Raw genomic sequence first — 17,570 nt, 5'->3', positions numbered from 1 at the left:
GATCGACCCTGTCGGGCAGGCTGGGGTAAACCCTGGTCGGCGACGGCCCGGTTGCCAACTTTTGCGCGCAAGCGCGTGCCGGCTAGGCCTGGGACGCCTCGCTGAAACCGCAGCGGCGGCGGGTTTCGGCGGCGCCGGCCGCGGTCAGTTCCTCGACCAGCGCGCGCGCCAGCTGCGGCTCCTGCGCGTCGGTCGCCACGGCCGCCGTGTAGAGCGTGACCAGTTCGTGCGGCGCGGGCAGCAGGCCGGTGAGGCGCACGCCCGGCGTGATCAGGATCTCGGTCACCTGCGTGCAGCCCACGGCCTCGGGCTCGCTCGCCTGCGCCAGCGCCGCCATCGCGGTGGCGCCGTTCGGGTAGGTCTTGAGCTTCGCCGGGTCGCCGGCGAGGTCGAGTGCCTGCAGCACCTTCATGAAGTGGATGCCCGCCGTGGCCTTGGCCGGATCGGGGAAGTAGATCTCGGGCGCGGCCTGCAGCAGTGCCTTCAGGTCTTCCGGCGTGCGGATCGCCACCGGCGCATGCTTTTCCTTCAGCGCCACGCCGGTCTTCACCCGGCCCACCGGCGTGACCGACGCGGTCTGCGCGCGGCCCTGCGCCGCCAGTTCGTCGACCAGCGCCTGCGTGAGGATCAGCAGGTCGCAGGGCGTGCCGGCCAGCAGCTTGTCGCGCATGGCGCCGACCGCGCCGAAGCTGCCCTCGATGCGGCAGTCGTGCTTCTTCTCGAACTCCGCCTGCAGCCGGCCCACCAGGCCTTGGGCGGCGCCGCCGCTCAGGATGCGCAGCGTCTTCGTCATCAGTCCGCCTTGATGCCGGCGGACTGGATCAGCTTCGCCCATTTCTGGATGTCGTCCTGCACGTACTTGTCGAACACCTGCGGGTTCATCACCATCGCGGTGGCGCCCTGCTGGGTCCAGCCTTGCTGGACCTCGGGCTGCGACACGATCCTGGTGATGGCGTCGTTCAGCTTGCTGACCACCGCGGCCGGCGTGGCCTTGGGTGCGAGCACGCCCAGCCAGATGGTCGCTTCGTAGTTGGGCACGCCCGACTCGTGCACGGTGGGCACGTTGGGCAGCGCGGCGGAACGCGACTTGCCGGTGGTGGCGATCGCCTTGACCTTGCCGGCCTTCACCTGTTCCACCATGGTGGTGACCGCGTCGAACATCAGGTCGACCTGGCCGCCGAGCAGGTCGGTGCGCGCACCGGAGCTGCCCTTGTACGGGATGTGCACGAGGTACACGCCCGACATCGCCTTGAACAGCTCGCCGGCCATGTGGTAAGGCGTGCCGGTGCCCGACGAGGCGTAGTTGAACTTGCCCGGCCGCTCCTTGGCCATCTTCAGCAGGTCGCGCACGTTGGCCGCCGGCACCGAGGGATGGGCGACGAAGATCAGGTCCGCGTAGTTGATCGGCGCCACGGCGACGAAGTCGCGCGTGAGGTTGTAGGGCTTGCTGGCCACCAGCGTTTCGTTCACCGTGTGGGTGTTCGACATCAGCAGCAACGTGTAGCCATCCGCCGGAGCCTTGGCCACCAGGTCGGTGCCGATCACCGCGCCGGCGCCGGGACGGTTCTCCACCACCACGGGCTGGCCGAGGATCGCCGGCAGCCGCTGCGCCAGGAAGCGCGCGTACACGTCGGCCGACCCGCCGGTGGCGAAGGGCACGACGATGCGGATCGGGCGCGTGGGCCATTCCTGCGCGGCGGCAGGCAGGGCATGCAGCAGGCCCGCGGCGCAGGCGCCGGCGGCCAGCCAGCGCAGGAACAGGTGGCGCTTCATGGGAGGCTCCTTCACTCGACCTTGCCGATGCGCTTGACCACGCTGGCCATGCGCCTGACGTCGCCCTGCACGTACTTCTCGAAGTCCGGCGCGTCCTGGTAAAGGATGGGGCTGCCGGCGTTCATGATCACGTCCTTCACCTTCTGGTCGTTGGCCGCCGCGCGCGCCGCCTGGCGCAGGCGCTGCACCACGGGCTCCGGCGTGCCGGCGGGCACGAACAGGCCCGACCACTGCGCGTACTCGGCGTTGTAGCCGGCCTGCTTGAGCGAAGGCACCTCGGGCATGGTCTCCAACTTCGTGGTGCCCCAGTGGCCCAGCACGCGGATCTTGCCTGCCTTGACGTGCTGCAGAACGGTCGCGGGGCCGGTGGACAGCGCGTCGACCTGGCCGCCCAGCAGCGCGACCACGGCCGGGCCGGCGCCGGTGTAGGGGATGTGCGTCATGCTGACGCCGGCGACCTGCTTGAGGATCTCCATCGGCACGTGCATGGTCCCGTAGTTGCCGGAGGAGCCGAAGTTGATCGCGCCGGGCCGCTTGCGCGCGTCTTCCACGAAGTCCTTCACGCTCTTCCAGGGCGCGTCCGCGCGCACGGCCAGCACGGTCGGGTCGGCGGTGAAGCGCGCGATCGGCCGCAGCGAGTTGTACGCGTACATCTGCTGGCGGCCGAGCAGCAGGTCGGCTTCGGGCAGCACGCTGTACGAGGACAGTGCCATCAGGACCGTGTAGCCGTCGGGCGCTGCCTTGGAGGCCTGCGCCATGCCGATGCCGCCGCCCGCGCCGCCCTTGTTCTCGATCACCACCGGCTGGCCCAGGTCCCGCGCCATCGCTTCCGCCACCGGCCGCCCGACCGTGTCGGCCAGCCCGCCCGGCGGGAAGGGCACGATCATGGTGATCGGCTTGGTCGGGTAGGCAGCCTGCGCGACAGCGAGGCCGGCGGCGGTAACAAGGCCCGCAGCCAGGAAAATTCGACGGAACATTGGGGGAACTCCTGAGGGACGTTTTGTTAGCATGCTACAGAGCGCCGTTCTGGCCGAGAAAGAGAGTTTTCCCGATGAAGATCGCAGCATATCGTTACCAGGGCCAGCAGGGCGTGGGCCGCATTTCCGCTGACGCCCGCAGCATCGAGCCCTTCCAGTTTTCGGCCGCCGAAGCGGCGCTCGGCGCCCTGCCTCTGGTGGAGGCGCAGGCCGCAGGACGCGCGCTTCTGGCGACGGGCAAGGCCATCGCGCTGGACCAGGTGCAGCTCACCGCGCCGATCCCGCGTCCGCGCCGCAACGTGTTCTGCGTCGGCAAGAACTACCACGCGCACGCCAAGGAGTTCGCGGGCAGCGGCTTCGACTCGAGCGCGAAGTCCGGTGGCGACATTCCGTCGGCACCCATCATCTTCTCGAAGGTGCCCGAGTCGGTGATCGGGCCCAAGGACGCGATCGTGATCCCGGCCGAAGTCTCCACCGCGATCGACTACGAAGGGAACTGACGGTGGTGATCGGCAAGGGCGGCAAGGGCATCAGCAAGGCCGACGCGATGAAGCACGTGTGGGGCTACACGATCATCAACGACATGACGGCGCGCGACTGGCAGGGCCGCCACTCGCAGTGGCTGCTGGGCAAGTCCTTCGACACCTTCTGCCCCATGGGCCCGTGGCTGGTGACGGCCGACGAGATGGACGGCCAGAACACCGACGTGAAGTGCTGGGTGAACGGCGAGCTGCGCCAGGACGCCAACACCAAGGATTTCATCTTCGACATCCCGACGCTGATCGAGTGCATCTCCGCCGGCATCACGCTGTACCCGGGCGACCTGATCGCCACCGGCACGCCGGCCGGCGTGGGCATCGGCTACAAGCCGCCCAAGTACCTGAAGTCGGGGGACGTGGTGAAGATCGAGATCGGCGGGATCGGGGTGCTGGAGAACCCGCTGAAGTAGCTCACGCCACCAGCGCCGGCTCCTCCATCGCCTCACGCTGCTCCTCCAGCATCTGCACCTGCCCGCGCCAGTAATCCGAGCTGCCGAACCACGGGAACGCGATCGGGAAGGCCGGGTCGTCCCAGCGGCGCGCCAGCCACGCGCTGTAATGGATCAGGCGCAGCGTGCGCAGCGGCTCGATCAGCGCGAGTTCCGCGCGGTCGAAGTCGCGCATCTGCTCGTAGCCGTCCACCAGCGCACCCAATTGCTTCTGCCGTTGGCCGCGGTCGCCCGACAGCAGCATCCACAGGTCCTGCACCGCGGGGCCCGTGCGCGCGTCGTCCAGGTCCACGAAGTGCGGCCCCGCATCGGGCGTCCAGAGGATGTTGCCGGGATGGCAGTCGCCGTGCAGGCGCAGGTGCTTCACGCCGGCTTCGCGTGCGACGTCGAAGGCGGTGCGGACCTGTGCCAGCGCGAGCTCGCAGCCGCGCTGCCACTCGCCCTGCACGTCCAGCGGGATCCCGTCGTGCGCCAGCAGCCAGTCGCGCGGCTCCTCGCCGAAGGTGTGCACGTCCAGCGCCGGCCGCACGCTGAAGGCGGACTTGCCGCCCACCGTGTGCAGGCGCGCGAGGTAGCGGCCGATCCACTCCAGCACTTCGGCGTCGTCCAGTTCGGGCGCACGGCCGCCGCGCCGCGGCGACACGCTGAACTGGAAGCCCGCGAAGGTGTGCAGGGTGCGGCCGCCGGGCGCAAAGGGCGCCACCGCCGGCACCTCGGAGCGCTGCAGCTCGGCGGAGAAGGCGTGCTCCTCCAGGATCTGCGCCTCGCTCCAGCGGCCCGGCCGGTAGAACTTGGCCACCACGATGGCCGAGCCTTCGAACGGGTCCTCCAGGTGGATCTGGTAGACCCGGTTCTCGTAGGAGCTCAGCCCGAGCAGCCGCCCGTCCCCGTAGAGGCCCACAGACGCCAGTGCGTCCAGCACGACGTCGGGCGTGAGCGTCTCGTAGGGATGGCGGGCGTCTGCGGTCATGCGGCATTGTCGCCGCGGGACCTCAGGCGACGCTGATGTCGACGGCGATGTTGTTACGGGTCGCGTTGGAGTAGGGGCAGACCTTGTGCGCTTCGGCCACCAGCTGCTCCGCCTTGGCGCGCTCGACGCCGGGCAGCGTGATCTTCATGCGCACGGCGATGCCGTAGCCGTTGGCGGTCGGGCCCAGGTCCACTTCGGTGTCGATCGCGGTTTCCGCCGGCACCGTCATGGCGAGCTTGGGCGCCACCGCCTTCATCGCGCCCATGAAGCAGGCGGAGTAGCCGACGCCGAACAGCTGCTCGGGGTTGGTGCCGTTGCCGGGACCGCCGGGCGAGGACAGCTTGACGTCGATGCGGCCGTCGTCGGAGCGGCCGCTGCCTTCGCGGCCGCCGACGGCGTGGGTGCGGGCGGTGTAGAGAACCTTGTTCAGGGGCGTGGTCATGTCTTGTCCTTGGTGGGGAAATGCTTCGTCGAAGCGGGTGGAAACGGTGCGTTCACGCCGCGAGGCGCTCGCGCAGGGTGCGGATCTGTCCGGTGAGCTGCAACAGCTCGGGAATGGAGCACTGGCTGGCCGCCAGCACGCAGCCCGGGACCTTGGCGGCCCTGGCCTTGAGCTTGCGGCCCGCGGCGGTGAGGTGGATGTGCACGCGGCGCTCGTCCTCCACCGCGCGCAGGCGGCTGACCAGCCCGGAGGATTCGAGCCGCTTGAGCAGGGGGTGAGCGTGCCGGAGTCGAGCGTGAGCCGCTGGCCGAGTTCGGAGACCATCAGGCCGTCGGTCTCCCACAGCACCAGCATCACGAGGTACTGCGGGTAGGTCAGGCCCAGCTCGTCGAGCAGCGGCTTGTACAGCTTGGTCATGGCCAGCGAGGCGGAATACAAGGCGAAGCACAGCTGGTTGTCCAGCAGCAGGGCCTGGTCGGGGGAGAGCTTGCGTGCCGGCATGGGATGAACTGTAGCTCGAAATTGAATTGCGTGCAATTCAATGCGGGCAACAGGGGAATGGATCCCGGGTCAGGCCCGGAATGACAGGCGCGGCAGCGAGGGAATTACCTGCCGCTGAACCGCGACGGGCGCTTCTCGACGAAGGACTTCAGGCCCTCGGCCGCGTCCTCGGTGCGCGACAGGCGCTGCTGCACGGAGACGAACTCCGCCATGGCTTCCAGCGGCCCGCGCTCCACCGCCTTCAGGGCATTGAGGCGCGTGGCCACCACCGCCAGCGGCGCCTGGGCCGCGACGCTCTCGGCGATGCGGATCGCCTCGTCGAGCTGCCGGCCCTTGGGCACCACCTTCTGCACGAAGTTCAGGCGCAGCGCCTCGGCGGAGCCGAATTCGTCGCCGGTCAGCAGGTGCAGCAGCGCATTGCCCAGGCCGGCCCGCTCGGCCATGCGCAGGGTCGCGCCGCCGGTGGCCATGATCCCGCGCTGGACCTCCAGCTGCGAGAAGCGGCAATCGTCGGCCGCCACCACGATGTCGGCGGCCAGCATCAGCTCGATGCCCAGCGTGAAGGTGATGCCCTGCACCGCGACCACCATGGGCTTGGTACGGCGGCGGTAGCCGGGCGTCCCCAGGTTCAGCGGCTCCACGGCGTCCTGCGGCCACAGCTTCTCGCCCTTCTGCATGGAAGGGGCGATGGTCGGCAGGTCGAGGCCGGCGGTGAAGTGGTCCCCGTGCGCGAACAGCACGCCCACGCGCAGCGCGGGATCGTCGTCCAGCAGGGTGTACGCTTGTGCCAGCTCGCGGAACATGCGCGGCGTGAAGCCGTTGCGCTTGGCGGGCCGGTTGATGCCCACCAGCAGCAGCGCGCCGCGCCGCTCGGTGGTGATGGTGCCCTCGGCGGGCGGCATGGCGTTTTCCATGACGCACATTAGAGCAGCCACCCGGCCGGGCGGGCGAGGGTTTCCCTAGACTGGGCGCAGCTTGAGGAGAGATCGATGGCCGCTATGCCTCCCCCGCCGTGGACTACCTGATCGTGGGCGGCGGTTCCGCGGGCTGCGTGCTGGCCGCCCGCCTGAGCGAGGACCCGCAGGTGCAGGTCGCGCTGCTCGAGGCCGGCCCGCCCGATACCAGCGTGCTGATCCACTGCCCGGCCGGGCTCGCGCTGCTGGCGAAGAACGGGCAGGCGAACTGGGGCTTCCAGACGGTGCCGCAGGCCGGCCTGAACGGGCGCAGCGGCTACCAGCCGCGGGGCAAGGTGCTGGGCGGCTCGAGCTCCGTCAACGCGATGATCTACGCCCGCGGCCACCGCAGCGACTACGACCGCTGGGCGGCCGAAGGCAACGCCGGCTGGTCCTGGGACGAGGTGCTGCCCTGGTTCCGCAAGTCCGAGCACAACGAGCGCGGCGCCGACGCCTTCCACGGCGCCGACGGTCCCCTGAACGTGATGGACCTGCGCAGCCCGCACCGCTTCGGCCCGGTGTTCGTGGAGGCGGCGAAGCAGGCGGGCTACCCGGAAAACAGGGACTTCAACGGCGCCGAGCAGGAAGGCGTCGGCCTCTACCAGGTGACCCACAAGAACGGCGAGCGCTTCAGCGCCGCCAAGGCCTACCTGGCGCCGAACCGCCACCGGGCCAACCTGCACGTGCTCACCGGCGCCCACGCCACGCGCGTGCTGCTGGAAGGCCGGCGCGCGGTCGGTGTCACCTTCCGGCAGGACGGTCACGACCGGGAACTGCGCGCCCGGCGCGAGGTGCTCCTGAGCGCGGGCGCGCTGCTGTCGCCGCAGCTGCTGATGCTCTCGGGCATCGGCCCGGCGGAGCACCTGCGCCAGCACGGCATCCCGATCGAGCACCACCTGCCCGGCGTCGGCCAGAACCTGCACGACCACGTGGACGTGGTGCAGGTGGTGGATGCGCCGCACCTCACCGACCTGTTCGGCCTGTCGCCCCGGGGCATCGTCAACACGGTCAAGGGCATCCTCGAATGGCGCCGGCAGCGCAGCGGCCTGCTCACGACCAACTTCGCCGAGGCGGGGGTTCATCCGCAGCGCGCCGGAGGAAGCGATCCCGGACCTGCAGCTGCACTTCGTGATCGGCAAGCTGGTGGACCACGGCCGCAAGACGGTGTTCGGCCACGGCTATTCCTGCCACGTCTGCCTGCTGCGCCCGAAGAGCCGCGGCACGCTGCAGCTGCACAGCCCGGACCCGCTGGCCGCGCCGCGCATCGACCCGAACTTCCTGGCCGATGCCGACGACGTGCGCCGCCTGGTGCGTGGCTTCAAGGTGATGCGCCACATCCTGGAGCAGCCGGCGCTGGCGGGCTTCCGCGGCCGCGAGCTCGCCACCTCCGCCGGCGCGCGCGACGACGCGGCCATCGAAGCCTTCGTGCGCAACCACGCCGACACCATCTACCACCCGGTGGGCACCTGCCGCATGGGCAACGGGCCGATGGACGTGGTGGACGCGCAGCTGCGCGTGCGCGGGATCGAGGGCTTGCGGGTGGTGGATGCGTCCATCATGCCCAGCATCGTCGGCGGCAACACCAATGCGCCGGTGATCATGATCGGGGAGAAGGCGGCGGAGATGATCAGGCAGTCGGCGCAGGCGCAGCGTGAAGCAGTTCACGTCCCGGCGGAGCCCGTGCCCGCTTAAGGTTTGCTGAGGGTTCGCTTAAGGCTTTCTTCAGAACGCGCGCGGGGCCGCGTTCCTAGACTTCTTTCCGCGGCGAACCTGCCGTCTCCCAAGCGAAAGAAGCCCATGAAGATCACCTCCCAGGAACTGGCCCGCGTCGCGGCCGCCGAAGCGCCTCGCTTCGACATGTACACCGGCATCCACAAGGCGCTGCGCGCCTTCATGGCCGACACCCTGCTGGCCGTCGGCCGCATGGACCCCGCCGACGATGCCGAGGTCGCGCGCACCGAAGAGCGCGTGCTGCAGCTGCTCGGCTTCTGCGGCGCGCATCTGGCGCACGAGAACGCGTTCGTGCACGCCGCGATCGAGGCGCGCGCACCGGGCGCCAGCGACCGCATCGCGCACGAGCACGAGGACCACGTGCGGCACATCGAAAGGCTGGCGCAGATGGCGGCGCGAATGGGCGCCGCCTCGCCCGCCCGGCGCCACGCCGACGCGCTGGAGCTGTACCGCGAACTGGCCCTGTTCGTGGCTGGCAACTTCGAGCACATGCACGTCGAGGAAACGGCCCACGGCGCCGTGCTGTGGGCGCGCTACACCGACGCCGAGCTGGTGGCGATCCACGACGCGCTGGTGGCCTCCATCCCGCCGCAGGAGATGATGGCGATCGCCCGCTGGCTGGTGCCGTTCATGAACCCGCTGGAACGCTTCCACATGCTGGCGGACGTGCGCGCCAAGGCGCCGCCCGAGGTGTTCGACGCGATCGTCGATACGGCGCTGCCGCACCTCACGGCCGCGGAGTGGACCAAGCTGGCGCGGGCGCTGGGCATCGCGCCGGTGCGCGGCCTGGTGGAGGCCTGAGGGGTGCCGGGGGCGCCCGCCGGCGCACCCCTGCCTACGAGGACACCAGTTCCACGGGGCGCGCCAGCACCAGGCGGAAGCGGCCGCGGCCCGTCTTCTCCATGCGCAGGCCGCCGCCCTGCTCGGCCAGCCGACGCTGCAGCAGCAGCAGGCGGGCCTCCAAGTTGTCGCAGACGTCGGGAAGCTTCAGCGCCGGGTCGAGCCGCAGCTCGCGGTTGCTGAATTCCGTGCGCCCCAGCTGCCGGTGGTCGCGCAGCAGCTTCCACAGGATCGCGCCGGCCACGCCCTTGATCAGGTAGGTGTCGCCCAGGAAGATGCTGTCGTTGGCCGCGAAATGGCGCACCACCATGGGCGCTTCGGCGGCCGGCGCACCCGGGGAGTGGGGCGGCGGGGCCGCCCCGCGTCGGCGGCGTCGTTGGCCGCCTGCATCTGCTCGATCACCGCGCCCAGGTGGCCCGCGATCGCCACCAGCGCATCCTCGTCCTCGTAGCTGAATTGCAGTTCCTGCGTGCTCTCCACGAACAGCACGCCCAGGATGCGGCCGCCGTTCTGGATCGGCACCGCCAGCTGGCTGTGCGGCTGCGCGAGACCCGGGTAGGGGATCTCGGCGACCGCCGGGAAGTCCGGGGCGCTGGCATCCAGGCTGCTGCGCATGGCCTGCGTGTACAGCGCCGCGCTGGTCATGTGGCCGATGCGCACCGGCGTGCGTTCCCGCGCGGCGACCCCGATCACGCCCTGGCCGACCCGGATCTCCGAGCCGACGCCGGAGGTCGCGTAGCCGCAGCTGGCCACCGTGTACAGGCGCTGCGCCCCGGCATCGAGCATCAGCACCATCGCGTGGCGGATGCCGAGGAAGTCGTTCAGGCTGGCCAGCACCGCGTTCAGGGCCTCGTCCAGGCTTGCGCAGCGCGCCAGCCTTTCGCCGGCACGGCGCACCGCCCCGAGCAGCCCGGTGCGCGGCGGCCGCGGAGGCAGCGGTTCGCCTTCCAGCACCTCGATGCGCTCGACCTCGTACACGTCCGAACCGAGCAGGCGGAACACGTCCTGCATGCCGCTGTGCGAGGCGATGCCGGCGAGCTGCGCGCGCATGCCCTCGAACAGCGGGCCGTCGGTCTCCGTGCGCAGGTAGCGGATGTGGAGGCGGTAGAACTGCGCGGTGCCCGGGTCGAGCAGCAGGGCGGTGGCCCGCGGGTTGGCCAGGATGTTCTGCCGCGTCTTGTTGAAGAACTGGAAGGACAGCGCCACGTGGCGCTCGTCGGCGTAGAACACCTGCGAGATGTAGGCGACGTTGGGCGTGCCGTCGGCCGCGCAGGTGGCGACCACCGCGGGGATGATGCCCTCGAAGCAGCAGCGGATGTCCTGCAGCGCGGGCGCCTTCACCGCGCGCCCCCCAGCGGGCTGCCGGCGCGCGGCCCCGGGGTCTGGTCGAAGGCCTGCTCGGGCGTGAAGCGCACCGCCACCACGTCCTGCAGCCGGTGCGCCAGCATGGCGCGGGTCAGCGGCGGCGCGAACCCGACCTGCTGGATCTCGTGCTCCATGGAGCGCAGGTAGCGGGCCAGCACCGGCGCGTCGCCTTCGCCGGCGCCGCGCATCTCCACCCGCGAGGCCTTGAGCTGCACGGTGCGGTGGGTGGACGGCTCGCTGAACACCACGGCGATGTGGCCGTTGGACGCGAGGTCCTCCAGCACCTGGCGCGACTGCGGACGCGACAGGTAGACCGTGATGTCGCGGCCGTCCGCCTCGACCCGGCTGCCCACCGCGCGCATCAGGCTGGGGCGCAGACCCGCGTCGCGCGCGGCGACGATCACGGAGATGCCCCGCGCCATCATGGCGACCAGGTCCGGCGGGAGCGGCGCGGCCATGCGTGCGGGCTCAGGCGGCGAACCGGCGGCGCGTCACCGCCAGGGCCACCCAGAAGGCCCCGACGGCATAGGCGGCGAGCACCAGCAGGTGCCGCAGCGGCTGCGCGGGCCAGCGGTCCATGAACATCGGCCGCACCAGTTCCACCGCCGCCGTCAGGGGCAGCCAGTCGGCGAACAGGCGCACCAGCTCCGGCAGCTGCTCGCGCGGGAAGAACACGCCGGAGAGGAACATCATGGGCGTCAGGAACAGGGTGAAGTAGTAGGTGAAGAAATCGTAGCCTTTCGCCAGCGCGTTGAAAATCAGGGCGATGCAGGAGAAGGTGACCCCGGCGCCCGCCAGCACCAGCCAGGCCGCGAGCAGCTTGGGGCTGTAGGAGATGCCCAGCCCGAGCATCACGAGCAGGATGGCGGTGACGGTGAAGATCGCCTTGTACGCGGCCCACAGCATCTCCGCCATCACGATGTCGTCCAGGCTCACCGGCGCGTTCATGATGCCGTCCCAGGTCTTCTGCACGTGCATGCGCGAGAAGGCGGAGTAGAGCGCCTCGAAGGTCGCCGCGTTCATGGCGCTCATGCAGATCGAACCGCTGGCCAGGAACAGGATGTAGGGCACCTCCATGCCCTCCACCCGCACGCGCCCCACCAGCGCGCCCATGCCGTAGCCGAAGGCCACCAGCCAGATCAGCGGCTCGGCGATGTTGCCGATCAGGCTGGGGATGGCCAGCTTGCGCCACACCAGCAGGTTGCGCCGGAACACCGGCCACCAGCGCAGCGACAGGCGCGGGGCGCGCCAGTGCGAGACATGGGTCCTCATCAGGCGCCCTCCCGGATCTGCCGGCCCGTGAGTTTCAGGAACAGGTCCTCCAGGTTCGAGGGCCGGTGCAAGGTGCGCAGCTTGGGATGCTCGCGCCCCAGCGCATCCAGCAGCGGCCGCGCATCCTGCGTGTAGAAGAAGACGGTCTCGCCGCTGACCTCGGTGCGTCCGGCCATGGCCTTCAGCGGCGACTGCGCCAGCGACAGCGCGCCGTTGCCGTACGCTTCCACCACGTCGGGCTCCAGGTGTTCGGCGATCAGGTCGCGCGGGCGGCCTTCCGCGATCTTGCGGCCATGGTCCAGCACCAGCAGGCGGTCGCACAGGCGCTCGGCCTCGTCCATGAAGTGCGTGGTCAGCAGGATGGACTTGCCTTGCTGCAGCAGCACCTGCAGCCGCTCCCACATCAGGTGGCGGGCCTGCGGGTCCAGGCCGGTCGTCGGCTCGTCGAGCATGAGCAGGCGCGGATCGTTGACCAGCGCGCGCGCCAGCGACAGCCGGCGGCGCATGCCGCCGGACAGCTCGCCGGGCCGGGCGTCCGCCTTGTGCGTGAGCGCGGCGAACTCCAGCAGCTGCGGGATGCGGTCGCGGATGCGCTGCTCCTGCATGCCGAAGTAGCGGCCGTACACCAGCAGGTTCTCGGCGCAGCTGAAATCCGGGTCGAGCGAATCGAACTGGCTCACCACGCCCAGCTGCGCCTTGATCGCGAGTTCGTCGCGCGGCATCTGCAGGCCGAGCGCCCGGATCTCGCCGCCGTCGGGCTCGGTCAGGCCCAGGCACATGCGGATGGTGGTGGTCTTGCCGGCGCCGTTGGGGCCGATGACGCCCAGGCACTCGCCGGCGGCGATCCGGAAGGAAAGGTCGTCGACGACGGTGGTGCTGCCGTAGCGCTTGCTCAGGTGGCGGGCGTCGAACAGGGGCTCGGTCATGGGCGGCGGCCATTGTGTCCCAACCCGGCTTTTCGCGGCGGGCCGTAGAATTTTCCATTTGCCCGAGAGGCCACCGCTTGTTCCCCTTGCTCCCCCGCTGCCGATCACGCAGCAGTACCTGTTGCCCAAGAAGCTGCTGACCATCCTGATGGGCAAGGTTGCGAGCATGCAGCTCGGCTCCTTCACGCATGCCATGGTCCGCCGCTTCGTGAAGCACTACAAGGTGGACATGGGCGAGGCGGCCGACCCGCGCATCGAGAGCTACGCGAGCTTCAACGACTTCTTCACGCGGCCCCTGCGCGAGGGCGCGCGGCCCCCCTGGCCGCCGCGCCCTTCATCTGCCCGGTGGACGCGGCGATCAGCCAGTTCGGCCCGATCGAGCGCGACCAGCTGTTCCAGGCCAAGGGCCACAGCTACTCGACGCGCGCTGGTGGGCGGCGACCAGGCACTGGCGCACCAGTTCGACCACGGGCACTTCGCCACGCTCTACCTCGCGCCCAAGGACTACCACCGCATCCACATGCCTTGCGAGGGGCGCCTGAAGCGGATGATCTACATCCCCGGCGACCTGTTCTCGGTCAATCCGCTCACCGCGCGCCACGTGCCCAGCCTGTTCGCGCGCAACGAGCGGGTGGTGTGCGAGTTCGAATGCGCGCACGGGCCGATGGTGATGGTGCTGGTGGGCGCCACCATCGTCGGCAGCATGGCGACGGTGTGGCACGGCGTGGTGAATCCTCCCCGCACGCGCGCGCCGCGCGAGTGGCGCTACGACGACCAGCAGGTGGTGCTGGCCAAGGGCGCGGAGATGGGCCGCTTCCTGCTCGGCTCGACGGTGATCATGCTGTTCCCGAAGAACGTGCTGACCTTCACGCCCGACTGGGCGACCACCAAGCCGGTGCGGCTGGGGGAGGCGATGGCGACGGTGATCGAGACGGAAGCGGCGCTTTGAGTGTCGGGGTTCGGCGCTGCGCGCGCTCACCCCGACCTACCGGGACCGACCTGGCGCGGGCGCTACTGGAAAGCCACCTCGTCGAACGCCCGCAGCTTGCGGCTGTGCAGCCGCTGCGGGCCCTGTGAGCGCAGGATCTCGATGGCGCGCATGCCGATGCGCAGGTGCTGGTCGACGCGCTCGCGGTAGAAGTGGTTGGCCATGCCGGGCAGCTTGATCTCCCCGTGCAGCGGCTTGTCGCTCACGCACAGCAGGGTGCCGTAGGGCACGCGGAAGCGGAAGCCGTTGGCCGCGATGGTGGCGCTCTCCATGTCCAGCGCCACCGCGCGGCTTTGCGAGAAGCGGCGCTGCGGCTCGTTGCCCGGGAGCAGCTCCCAGTTGCGGTTGTCGGTGCTGGCGACGGTGCCCGTGCGCATGATGCGCTTCAAGTCCGCGCCCTTGCACTGGGTGACGTCCGCCACCGCGTGTTCCAGCGCCAGCTGGATCTCGGCCAATGCCGGGATCGGGATCCACAGCGGCAGTTCCTCGTCCAGCACGTGGTCCTCGCGCACGTAGCCGTGGGCCAGCACGTAGTCCCCGAGCTGCTGGCTGTTGCGCAGGCCCGCGCAGTGCCCGAGCATCATCCACGCGTGCGGGCGCAGCACCGCGACGTGGTCGGTGATGTTCTTCGCGTTGGCGGGGCCGACGCCGATGTTGACCATCGTGATGCCGCTGTGGCCCTGGCGGATCAGGTGGTAGCCCGGCATCTGCGGCAGCCGCGGGGGTGGCGCGCCGAAGCTGTCCTGCGGCTCGCGCGCCAGGCCCACGCGCCGCGTCACCACGTTGCCGGGTTCGACGAAGGCGATGTAGTCGCTGTCCGGGCGGTTCATCTCCTCGTGGCCGAGCTTGATGAATTCGTCGATGTAGAACTGGTAGTTCGTGAACATCACGAAGTTCTGGAACCAGTCGGGCGTGCTGCCCGTGTAGTGGCGCAGGCGGTGCAGCGAGTAGTCCACGCGGGAAGCGGTGAACAGCGACAGCGGGTGCGCCTGCCCGTGCTCGAAGCGCATGATGCCGTTGGCGATGCCGTCGTCCATGTTGCCCAGGTCCGGCAGGTCGAACAGGTCGTGCATCATCATCCTGCGCGCCGGCGGCAGGTTGCCTTCGATGTGGTCGTGCTCCGCGAAGGAGAAGTGGATCGGGATCGGCTCGCTGCTGGTGCCGACTTCCAGCGGCACCGCGTGGTTCTGCAGCAGCAGCCGGAACTGTTCGAGGTAGTAGTTCGCGTACAGGTCCGGCCGCGTCACCGTGGTTTCGTAGCGGCCGGCGCTGGCGACGAAGCCGTACGACAGACCCGCGTTCTCCAGCGCCGCCTGCGGCACCACGCTGTCGGTGTGGATGCGCACGTAGGGATAGCAGCCCCGCACGCGCGAGGGCAGCGCGTCACCGGCGACGAAGCGCTGCATCGCCTCGCGCAGGTGGTGGATCTGCTGTGCGTAGATCGCGCGCACCTGGTCCAGGGCGCTTTCGGCATCGTGGTGGAAGGTGGGGGCGATGAAAGGCGGCAGGAAGGGCATGCGCCTATTGTGCAACTCCGCTTGCAAGCCCCTTCAACCCGGCCGGCGGTGCGCCACAGTCCTACAAGGTGTAACGGACTCGGCTGACCTTGGTTTTTGAGGGGCGGGACGACAGTCTGCGTCATCCAGAACAAGGTCGCTCAGAGCGCGATTTCCCAAGGAGTCCAAGAACATGACGACAGCGTTGGCCGCCAATCCCTTTGCCCTGATGGTCGATCCCGCCCAGGTCCGTGCCCACATCGACCAGTCCCAGGAGCTGACCAAACTGAGCCAGCGACAGTGTCATCCCCTCGACCGCGCCGTGATCCGTTGCGCGAGCGCCGAGATCGCCGCCTTCGACGCCAAGATCGACCGCACCACGATCTACCTGCCCCCGGAAGAGGACAAGCCGTCTTCCGTCACCCGGACCTACACGCGCCGCGTCAACTGACCCGGCGGGCCGGCACCCCATGGGCGCGGGGCGGGCCGGCTGGTATTGCGGATAGGGCTGCTGGTACTGCTGCTGCCGCAGCCACACTTCCTGCTCCCGGCGCTCGTACTCGCGCCGCTGCTGTTCCGCCAGGGCGCGTTCGCGGCGATAGGCTTCATCGCGGCGCGCCTGTTCCTCCCGGCGGTACTGCTCTTCGCGGCGCGCCTGTTCCTCCCGACGCTCTTCCTCCGCCCTGCGGGCCTGCTGCTCGCGCCGCGCCTGCACCGTCTGTTCCTCGCGTTCGGCCTGCTCCTGCAGGCGGGCGAGCTGGCGGCGGCGCGCCTCCGCGACCTTCTGGGCCTCCACCTTGCGTGCGGCCGCGAGCTTCTTCTCCTCGGCGGCCCGCTTCGCCTGCGCGGCGCGGCGTTCTTCCTCCGCCCGCCTGGCCTGCAGCGCGCGGCGTTCTTCCTCGGCACGCTTGCCGGCAAGCGCCCGCTTGTGGTCCTGGTCCCGCTCACGCTTGGCCAGCGCCTGGCGGCGCTCTTCGTCGGCACGCCTGGCGGCGGTCGCGCGCTTGCGCTCGTCGGCGCGGCGGGCATCCGCAGCGGCGGCGCTGCGCCGTTCTTCCTCGGCCCGCTGCAGCTGCGCGGCGCGCTGGCGCTGTTCCTGCTCCTCGCGCGCGGCCTTCGCGTGGGCTGCTGCCTGGGCGGCTTTCGCCCGAGCGGCCTGCGCCGCCCGTGCTGCGGCCTCGGCTTGCGCCGCGGCACGTGCGTCCGCTTCGGCCCGGGCCTGCGCCTGGGCGGCGGCCTGCGCCGCGGCCTGGGCGGCCGCCGCGCCTTGCGAAGCGGCGGGTGCGTTGGCGCCGGGCGCGGTCACGCGCAAGGGCACGGCGGCCGGCGCGTTCTGCGGCACCTGGGCATTCGGAATGGGCTGCGCCTTGGCCAGCTGCGGTGCGAGCGGCGCGGGCGCCAGCTGCGGCTTGGCCTGCGGGACCTGCATCGGCGCGGCGGCTGCCGGCTTTGCGCCCGGCAGGCTGGACGCGGGGCCCGCGATGACGATGTCGCGTCCCTTGTTGACCAGCCCGGTGTGCGGCGCGGGCGCGGCCGGCGAGGCCGTGGCCACGCTCGGCATGCTCACCGTGGGTTCGCCGCGGCGGCGGGCGCCGGCCCAGCGGTCGAAGTCGTCGGTGGCGGCGAAGGCGCCCTGCTGCACGCGGGCCAGGCTGCGGTCCTTGAAGGTCATGCGCTGGCCGTTGCGCACCTCGAGCGCTTCCCCACGCTCGCCGTAGACGACGCCCGAGCCGGACAGCACGGCCACGCGCGTCACGCCCTGTTTGGGGTCGACGTCGATGCGGTAGTCGCCCGGCTGGCGGGCACGGAAGGCGAGGTTGGGCGTGCCGACCTCGAAGCTGTCGCCCGGGTTCATGCGGGTGACGGTGGCGACGACGTTGCCCTGCGTGAGGCTCAGCTGGGTGGCGGTTTCGCCGACGTTCTCCAGCACCAGCTGGGTTTCGCCGTTGAGCCGCAGCGCATGGCCGCCGGCCTGCACTTCGGCGCGCGAGCCGCGGTCGGTCCACAGCCGGTCGCCGCGCTTGAGCACGCGGCGCGGCTGGACGTCATGCCATTCCTTGTCGCCCTGGGGCGCATACGCGACCGAACCTTCCGCGTGGTGCAGGTGCGCGGCCGGAACCGCCACCACCTCCGCGAAAGCAGCGCCTCCCCAGGCGAAGGCAAGGGCTGCAACTCCATGGCTGAACCGGCGGCAGCCCCGCGCACCGGTGTTTTTGTCGCTCGCGCTCATGCGGTATTGAACGCCTGAGACAGGCGACCTGTCGGCTAAGAGCGTGTAAAGCCTGTAGTCCGTTTCTTACTTTTTGCGAGCTGCGTGAAGTTGTCACGGGAGTGTCCGAAGGCCCCCG

15 protein-coding genes and 4 pseudogenes are annotated in these 17,570 nt (G+C 70.2%); 5 read left to right on the top strand and 14 right to left on the bottom strand.

The annotated features are described in order from the left end of the window. Positions 1-82 precede the first annotated feature (82 nt). The 3 genes from HK415_RS17070 to HK415_RS17060 are packed head-to-tail and all read right to left on the bottom strand — an operon-like array spanning position 83 to position 2,750. Positions 83-793, bottom strand: a complete 711-nt coding sequence (locus HK415_RS17070) for a molybdate ABC transporter substrate-binding protein (protein ID WP_171561350.1) — start codon at positions 791-793, stop codon at positions 83-85. Further along, positions 793-1,773 (bottom strand): tripartite tricarboxylate transporter substrate binding protein, encoded by a 981-nt coding sequence (locus HK415_RS17065; protein ID WP_171561347.1) that lies wholly within the window; start codon positions 1,771-1,773, stop codon positions 793-795. Before HK415_RS17065 ends, HK415_RS17070 begins: the two co-directional genes overlap by 1 nt. An 11-nt stretch (positions 1,774-1,784) precedes the next feature. Beyond that, entirely contained in the window at positions 1,785-2,750 is a 966-nt protein-coding gene (locus tag HK415_RS17060; protein ID WP_171561345.1) for a tripartite tricarboxylate transporter substrate binding protein, read from the bottom strand. Between the two features lie 74 nt (positions 2,751-2,824). Between HK415_RS17060 and HK415_RS17055 the strand changes: the two are divergent. Next, positions 2,825-3,699, top strand: a pseudogene (locus tag HK415_RS17055) (fumarylacetoacetate hydrolase family protein). 1 nt (position 3,700) lies between these two features. On the opposite strand, the gene HK415_RS17050 reads toward HK415_RS17055, so the two are convergent. The 4 genes and pseudogenes from HK415_RS17050 to HK415_RS17035 form a co-directional block, all read right to left on the bottom strand. Then, the gene (locus tag HK415_RS17050; protein WP_171561343.1) at positions 3,701-4,708 is read right to left on the bottom strand and encodes a serine/threonine protein kinase; all 1,008 of its coding nucleotides are present in this window, start codon (positions 4,706-4,708) and stop codon (positions 3,701-3,703) included. Between the two features lie 22 nt (positions 4,709-4,730). Beyond that, the gene (locus HK415_RS17045; RefSeq protein ID WP_171561341.1) at positions 4,731-5,150 is read right to left on the bottom strand and encodes an organic hydroperoxide resistance protein; all 420 of its coding nucleotides are present in this window, start codon (positions 5,148-5,150) and stop codon (positions 4,731-4,733) included. A gap of 52 nt (positions 5,151-5,202) precedes the next feature. Beyond that, positions 5,203-5,651: pseudogene (locus tag HK415_RS17040) on the bottom strand (MarR family winged helix-turn-helix transcriptional regulator). A 104-nt stretch (positions 5,652-5,755) separates the two neighbouring features. Further along, on the bottom strand, positions 5,756-6,553 hold the full coding sequence (locus HK415_RS17035; protein ID WP_253261931.1) for a crotonase/enoyl-CoA hydratase family protein: 798 nt from the start codon (positions 6,551-6,553) through the stop codon (positions 5,756-5,758). Positions 6,554-6,663: 110 nt separating this feature from the next. Between HK415_RS17035 and HK415_RS17030 the strand changes: the two are divergent. Together HK415_RS17030 and HK415_RS17025 are read left to right on the top strand one after the other, a co-directional pair. After that, positions 6,664-8,296 (top strand): annotated as a pseudogene (locus HK415_RS17030) (GMC family oxidoreductase). A 105-nt stretch (positions 8,297-8,401) separates the two neighbouring features. Then, positions 8,402-9,136 carry a hemerythrin domain-containing protein gene (locus HK415_RS17025; protein ID WP_171561337.1) on the top strand — a complete coding sequence of 245 codons (735 nt, stop codon included), beginning with the start codon at positions 8,402-8,404 and terminating at the stop codon, positions 9,134-9,136. Between the two features lie 34 nt (positions 9,137-9,170). Here the strand turns inward: HK415_RS17025 and HK415_RS25405 are convergent, their stop codons facing one another. From HK415_RS25405 to HK415_RS17005, 5 genes are read right to left on the bottom strand one after another with little or no spacing between them, the layout of a single operon-like run. Beyond that, the gene (locus tag HK415_RS25405) at positions 9,171-9,485 is read right to left on the bottom strand and encodes a hypothetical protein (protein ID WP_253261930.1); all 315 of its coding nucleotides are present in this window, start codon (positions 9,483-9,485) and stop codon (positions 9,171-9,173) included. Further along, entirely contained in the window at positions 9,428-10,516 is a 1,089-nt protein-coding gene (locus tag HK415_RS17020) for a GAF domain-containing protein (protein ID WP_309246725.1), read from the bottom strand. Before HK415_RS17020 ends, HK415_RS25405 begins: the two co-directional genes overlap by 58 nt. Further along, a complete protein-coding gene (locus tag HK415_RS17015) occupies positions 10,513-10,998 on the bottom strand; it encodes a hypothetical protein (RefSeq protein ID WP_171561334.1) in 486 nt (161 codons plus the stop codon). The genes HK415_RS17020 and HK415_RS17015 overlap by 4 nt, the downstream gene beginning before the upstream one ends. Before the next feature lie 10 nt (positions 10,999-11,008). Continuing rightward, the gene (locus HK415_RS17010; protein WP_171561331.1) at positions 11,009-11,812 is read right to left on the bottom strand and encodes an ABC transporter permease; all 804 of its coding nucleotides are present in this window, start codon (positions 11,810-11,812) and stop codon (positions 11,009-11,011) included. Next, positions 11,812-12,738 carry an ATP-binding cassette domain-containing protein gene (locus tag HK415_RS17005; RefSeq protein WP_171561329.1) on the bottom strand — a complete coding sequence of 309 codons (927 nt, stop codon included), beginning with the start codon at positions 12,736-12,738 and terminating at the stop codon, positions 11,812-11,814. Before HK415_RS17005 ends, HK415_RS17010 begins: the two co-directional genes overlap by 1 nt. Between HK415_RS17005 and HK415_RS27620 the strand changes: the two are divergent. Then, a pseudogene (locus tag HK415_RS27620) lies at positions 12,737-12,949 on the top strand (hypothetical protein); the annotation flags it as partial. The gene HK415_RS17005 and the pseudogene HK415_RS27620 overlap by 2 nt on opposite strands. Continuing rightward, on the top strand, positions 12,932-13,687 hold the full coding sequence (gene asd / locus HK415_RS17000; protein ID WP_507236464.1) for an archaetidylserine decarboxylase: 756 nt from the start codon (positions 12,932-12,934) through the stop codon (positions 13,685-13,687). The pseudogene HK415_RS27620 and the gene asd, both read left to right, overlap by 18 nt. A 62-nt stretch (positions 13,688-13,749) precedes the next feature. On the opposite strand, the gene HK415_RS16995 is transcribed toward asd, so the two are convergent. Together HK415_RS16995 and HK415_RS16990 are read right to left on the bottom strand one after the other, a co-directional pair. Further along, positions 13,750-15,243 carry an AMP nucleosidase gene (locus HK415_RS16995; RefSeq protein WP_171561320.1) on the bottom strand — a complete coding sequence of 498 codons (1,494 nt, stop codon included), beginning with the start codon at positions 15,241-15,243 and terminating at the stop codon, positions 13,750-13,752. A 121-nt stretch (positions 15,244-15,364) separates the two neighbouring features. Beyond that, positions 15,365-17,452 carry a FecR family protein gene (locus tag HK415_RS16990; protein WP_171561317.1) on the bottom strand — a complete coding sequence of 696 codons (2,088 nt, stop codon included), beginning with the start codon at positions 17,450-17,452 and terminating at the stop codon, positions 15,365-15,367. Positions 17,453-17,570 lie beyond the last annotated feature (118 nt).

Source organism: Ramlibacter montanisoli, from assembly GCF_013087525.1.
In the GTDB taxonomy this organism is placed as follows: domain Bacteria; phylum Pseudomonadota; class Gammaproteobacteria; order Burkholderiales; family Burkholderiaceae_C; genus Ramlibacter; species Ramlibacter montanisoli.
The sequence above is the reverse complement of the archived record's forward strand: the minus strand, read 5'-3'. Positions and strand labels throughout refer to the sequence as shown.

Excerpts from the sequence above, each read along its gene's own strand:
- HK415_RS16990 (WP_171561317.1), bottom strand. The coding sequence starts at position 17,452 with ATGAGCGCGAGCGACAAAAACACCGGTGCGCGGGGCTGCCGCCGGTTC.
- HK415_RS17060 (WP_171561345.1), bottom strand. The coding sequence starts at position 2,750 with ATGTTCCGTCGAATTTTCCTGGCTGCGGGCCTTGTTACCGCCGCCGGC.
- HK415_RS17045 (WP_171561341.1), bottom strand. The coding sequence starts at position 5,150 with ATGACCACGCCCCTGAACAAGGTTCTCTACACCGCCCGCACCCACGCC.
- HK415_RS17065 (WP_171561347.1), bottom strand. The coding sequence starts at position 1,773 with ATGAAGCGCCACCTGTTCCTGCGCTGGCTGGCCGCCGGCGCCTGCGCC.
- HK415_RS17015 (WP_171561334.1), bottom strand. The coding sequence starts at position 10,998 with ATGGCCGCGCCGCTCCCGCCGGACCTGGTCGCCATGATGGCGCGGGGC.
- HK415_RS17010 (WP_171561331.1), bottom strand. The coding sequence starts at position 11,812 with ATGAGGACCCATGTCTCGCACTGGCGCGCCCCGCGCCTGTCGCTGCGC.
- HK415_RS17070 (WP_171561350.1), bottom strand. The coding sequence starts at position 793 with ATGACGAAGACGCTGCGCATCCTGAGCGGCGGCGCCGCCCAAGGCCTG.
- HK415_RS25405 (WP_253261930.1), bottom strand. The coding sequence starts at position 9,485 with ATGGTGGTGCGCCATTTCGCGGCCAACGACAGCATCTTCCTGGGCGAC.
- HK415_RS17035 (WP_253261931.1), bottom strand. The coding sequence starts at position 6,553 with ATGCCGCCCGCCGAGGGCACCATCACCACCGAGCGGCGCGGCGCGCTG.
- HK415_RS17025 (WP_171561337.1), top strand. The coding sequence starts at position 8,402 with ATGAAGATCACCTCCCAGGAACTGGCCCGCGTCGCGGCCGCCGAAGCG.
- asd (WP_507236464.1), top strand. The coding sequence starts at position 12,932 with ATGGTCCGCCGCTTCGTGAAGCACTACAAGGTGGACATGGGCGAGGCG.
- HK415_RS17005 (WP_171561329.1), bottom strand. The coding sequence starts at position 12,738 with ATGACCGAGCCCCTGTTCGACGCCCGCCACCTGAGCAAGCGCTACGGC.
- HK415_RS16995 (WP_171561320.1), bottom strand. The coding sequence starts at position 15,243 with ATGCCCTTCCTGCCGCCTTTCATCGCCCCCACCTTCCACCACGATGCC.
- HK415_RS17050 (WP_171561343.1), bottom strand. The coding sequence starts at position 4,708 with ATGACCGCAGACGCCCGCCATCCCTACGAGACGCTCACGCCCGACGTC.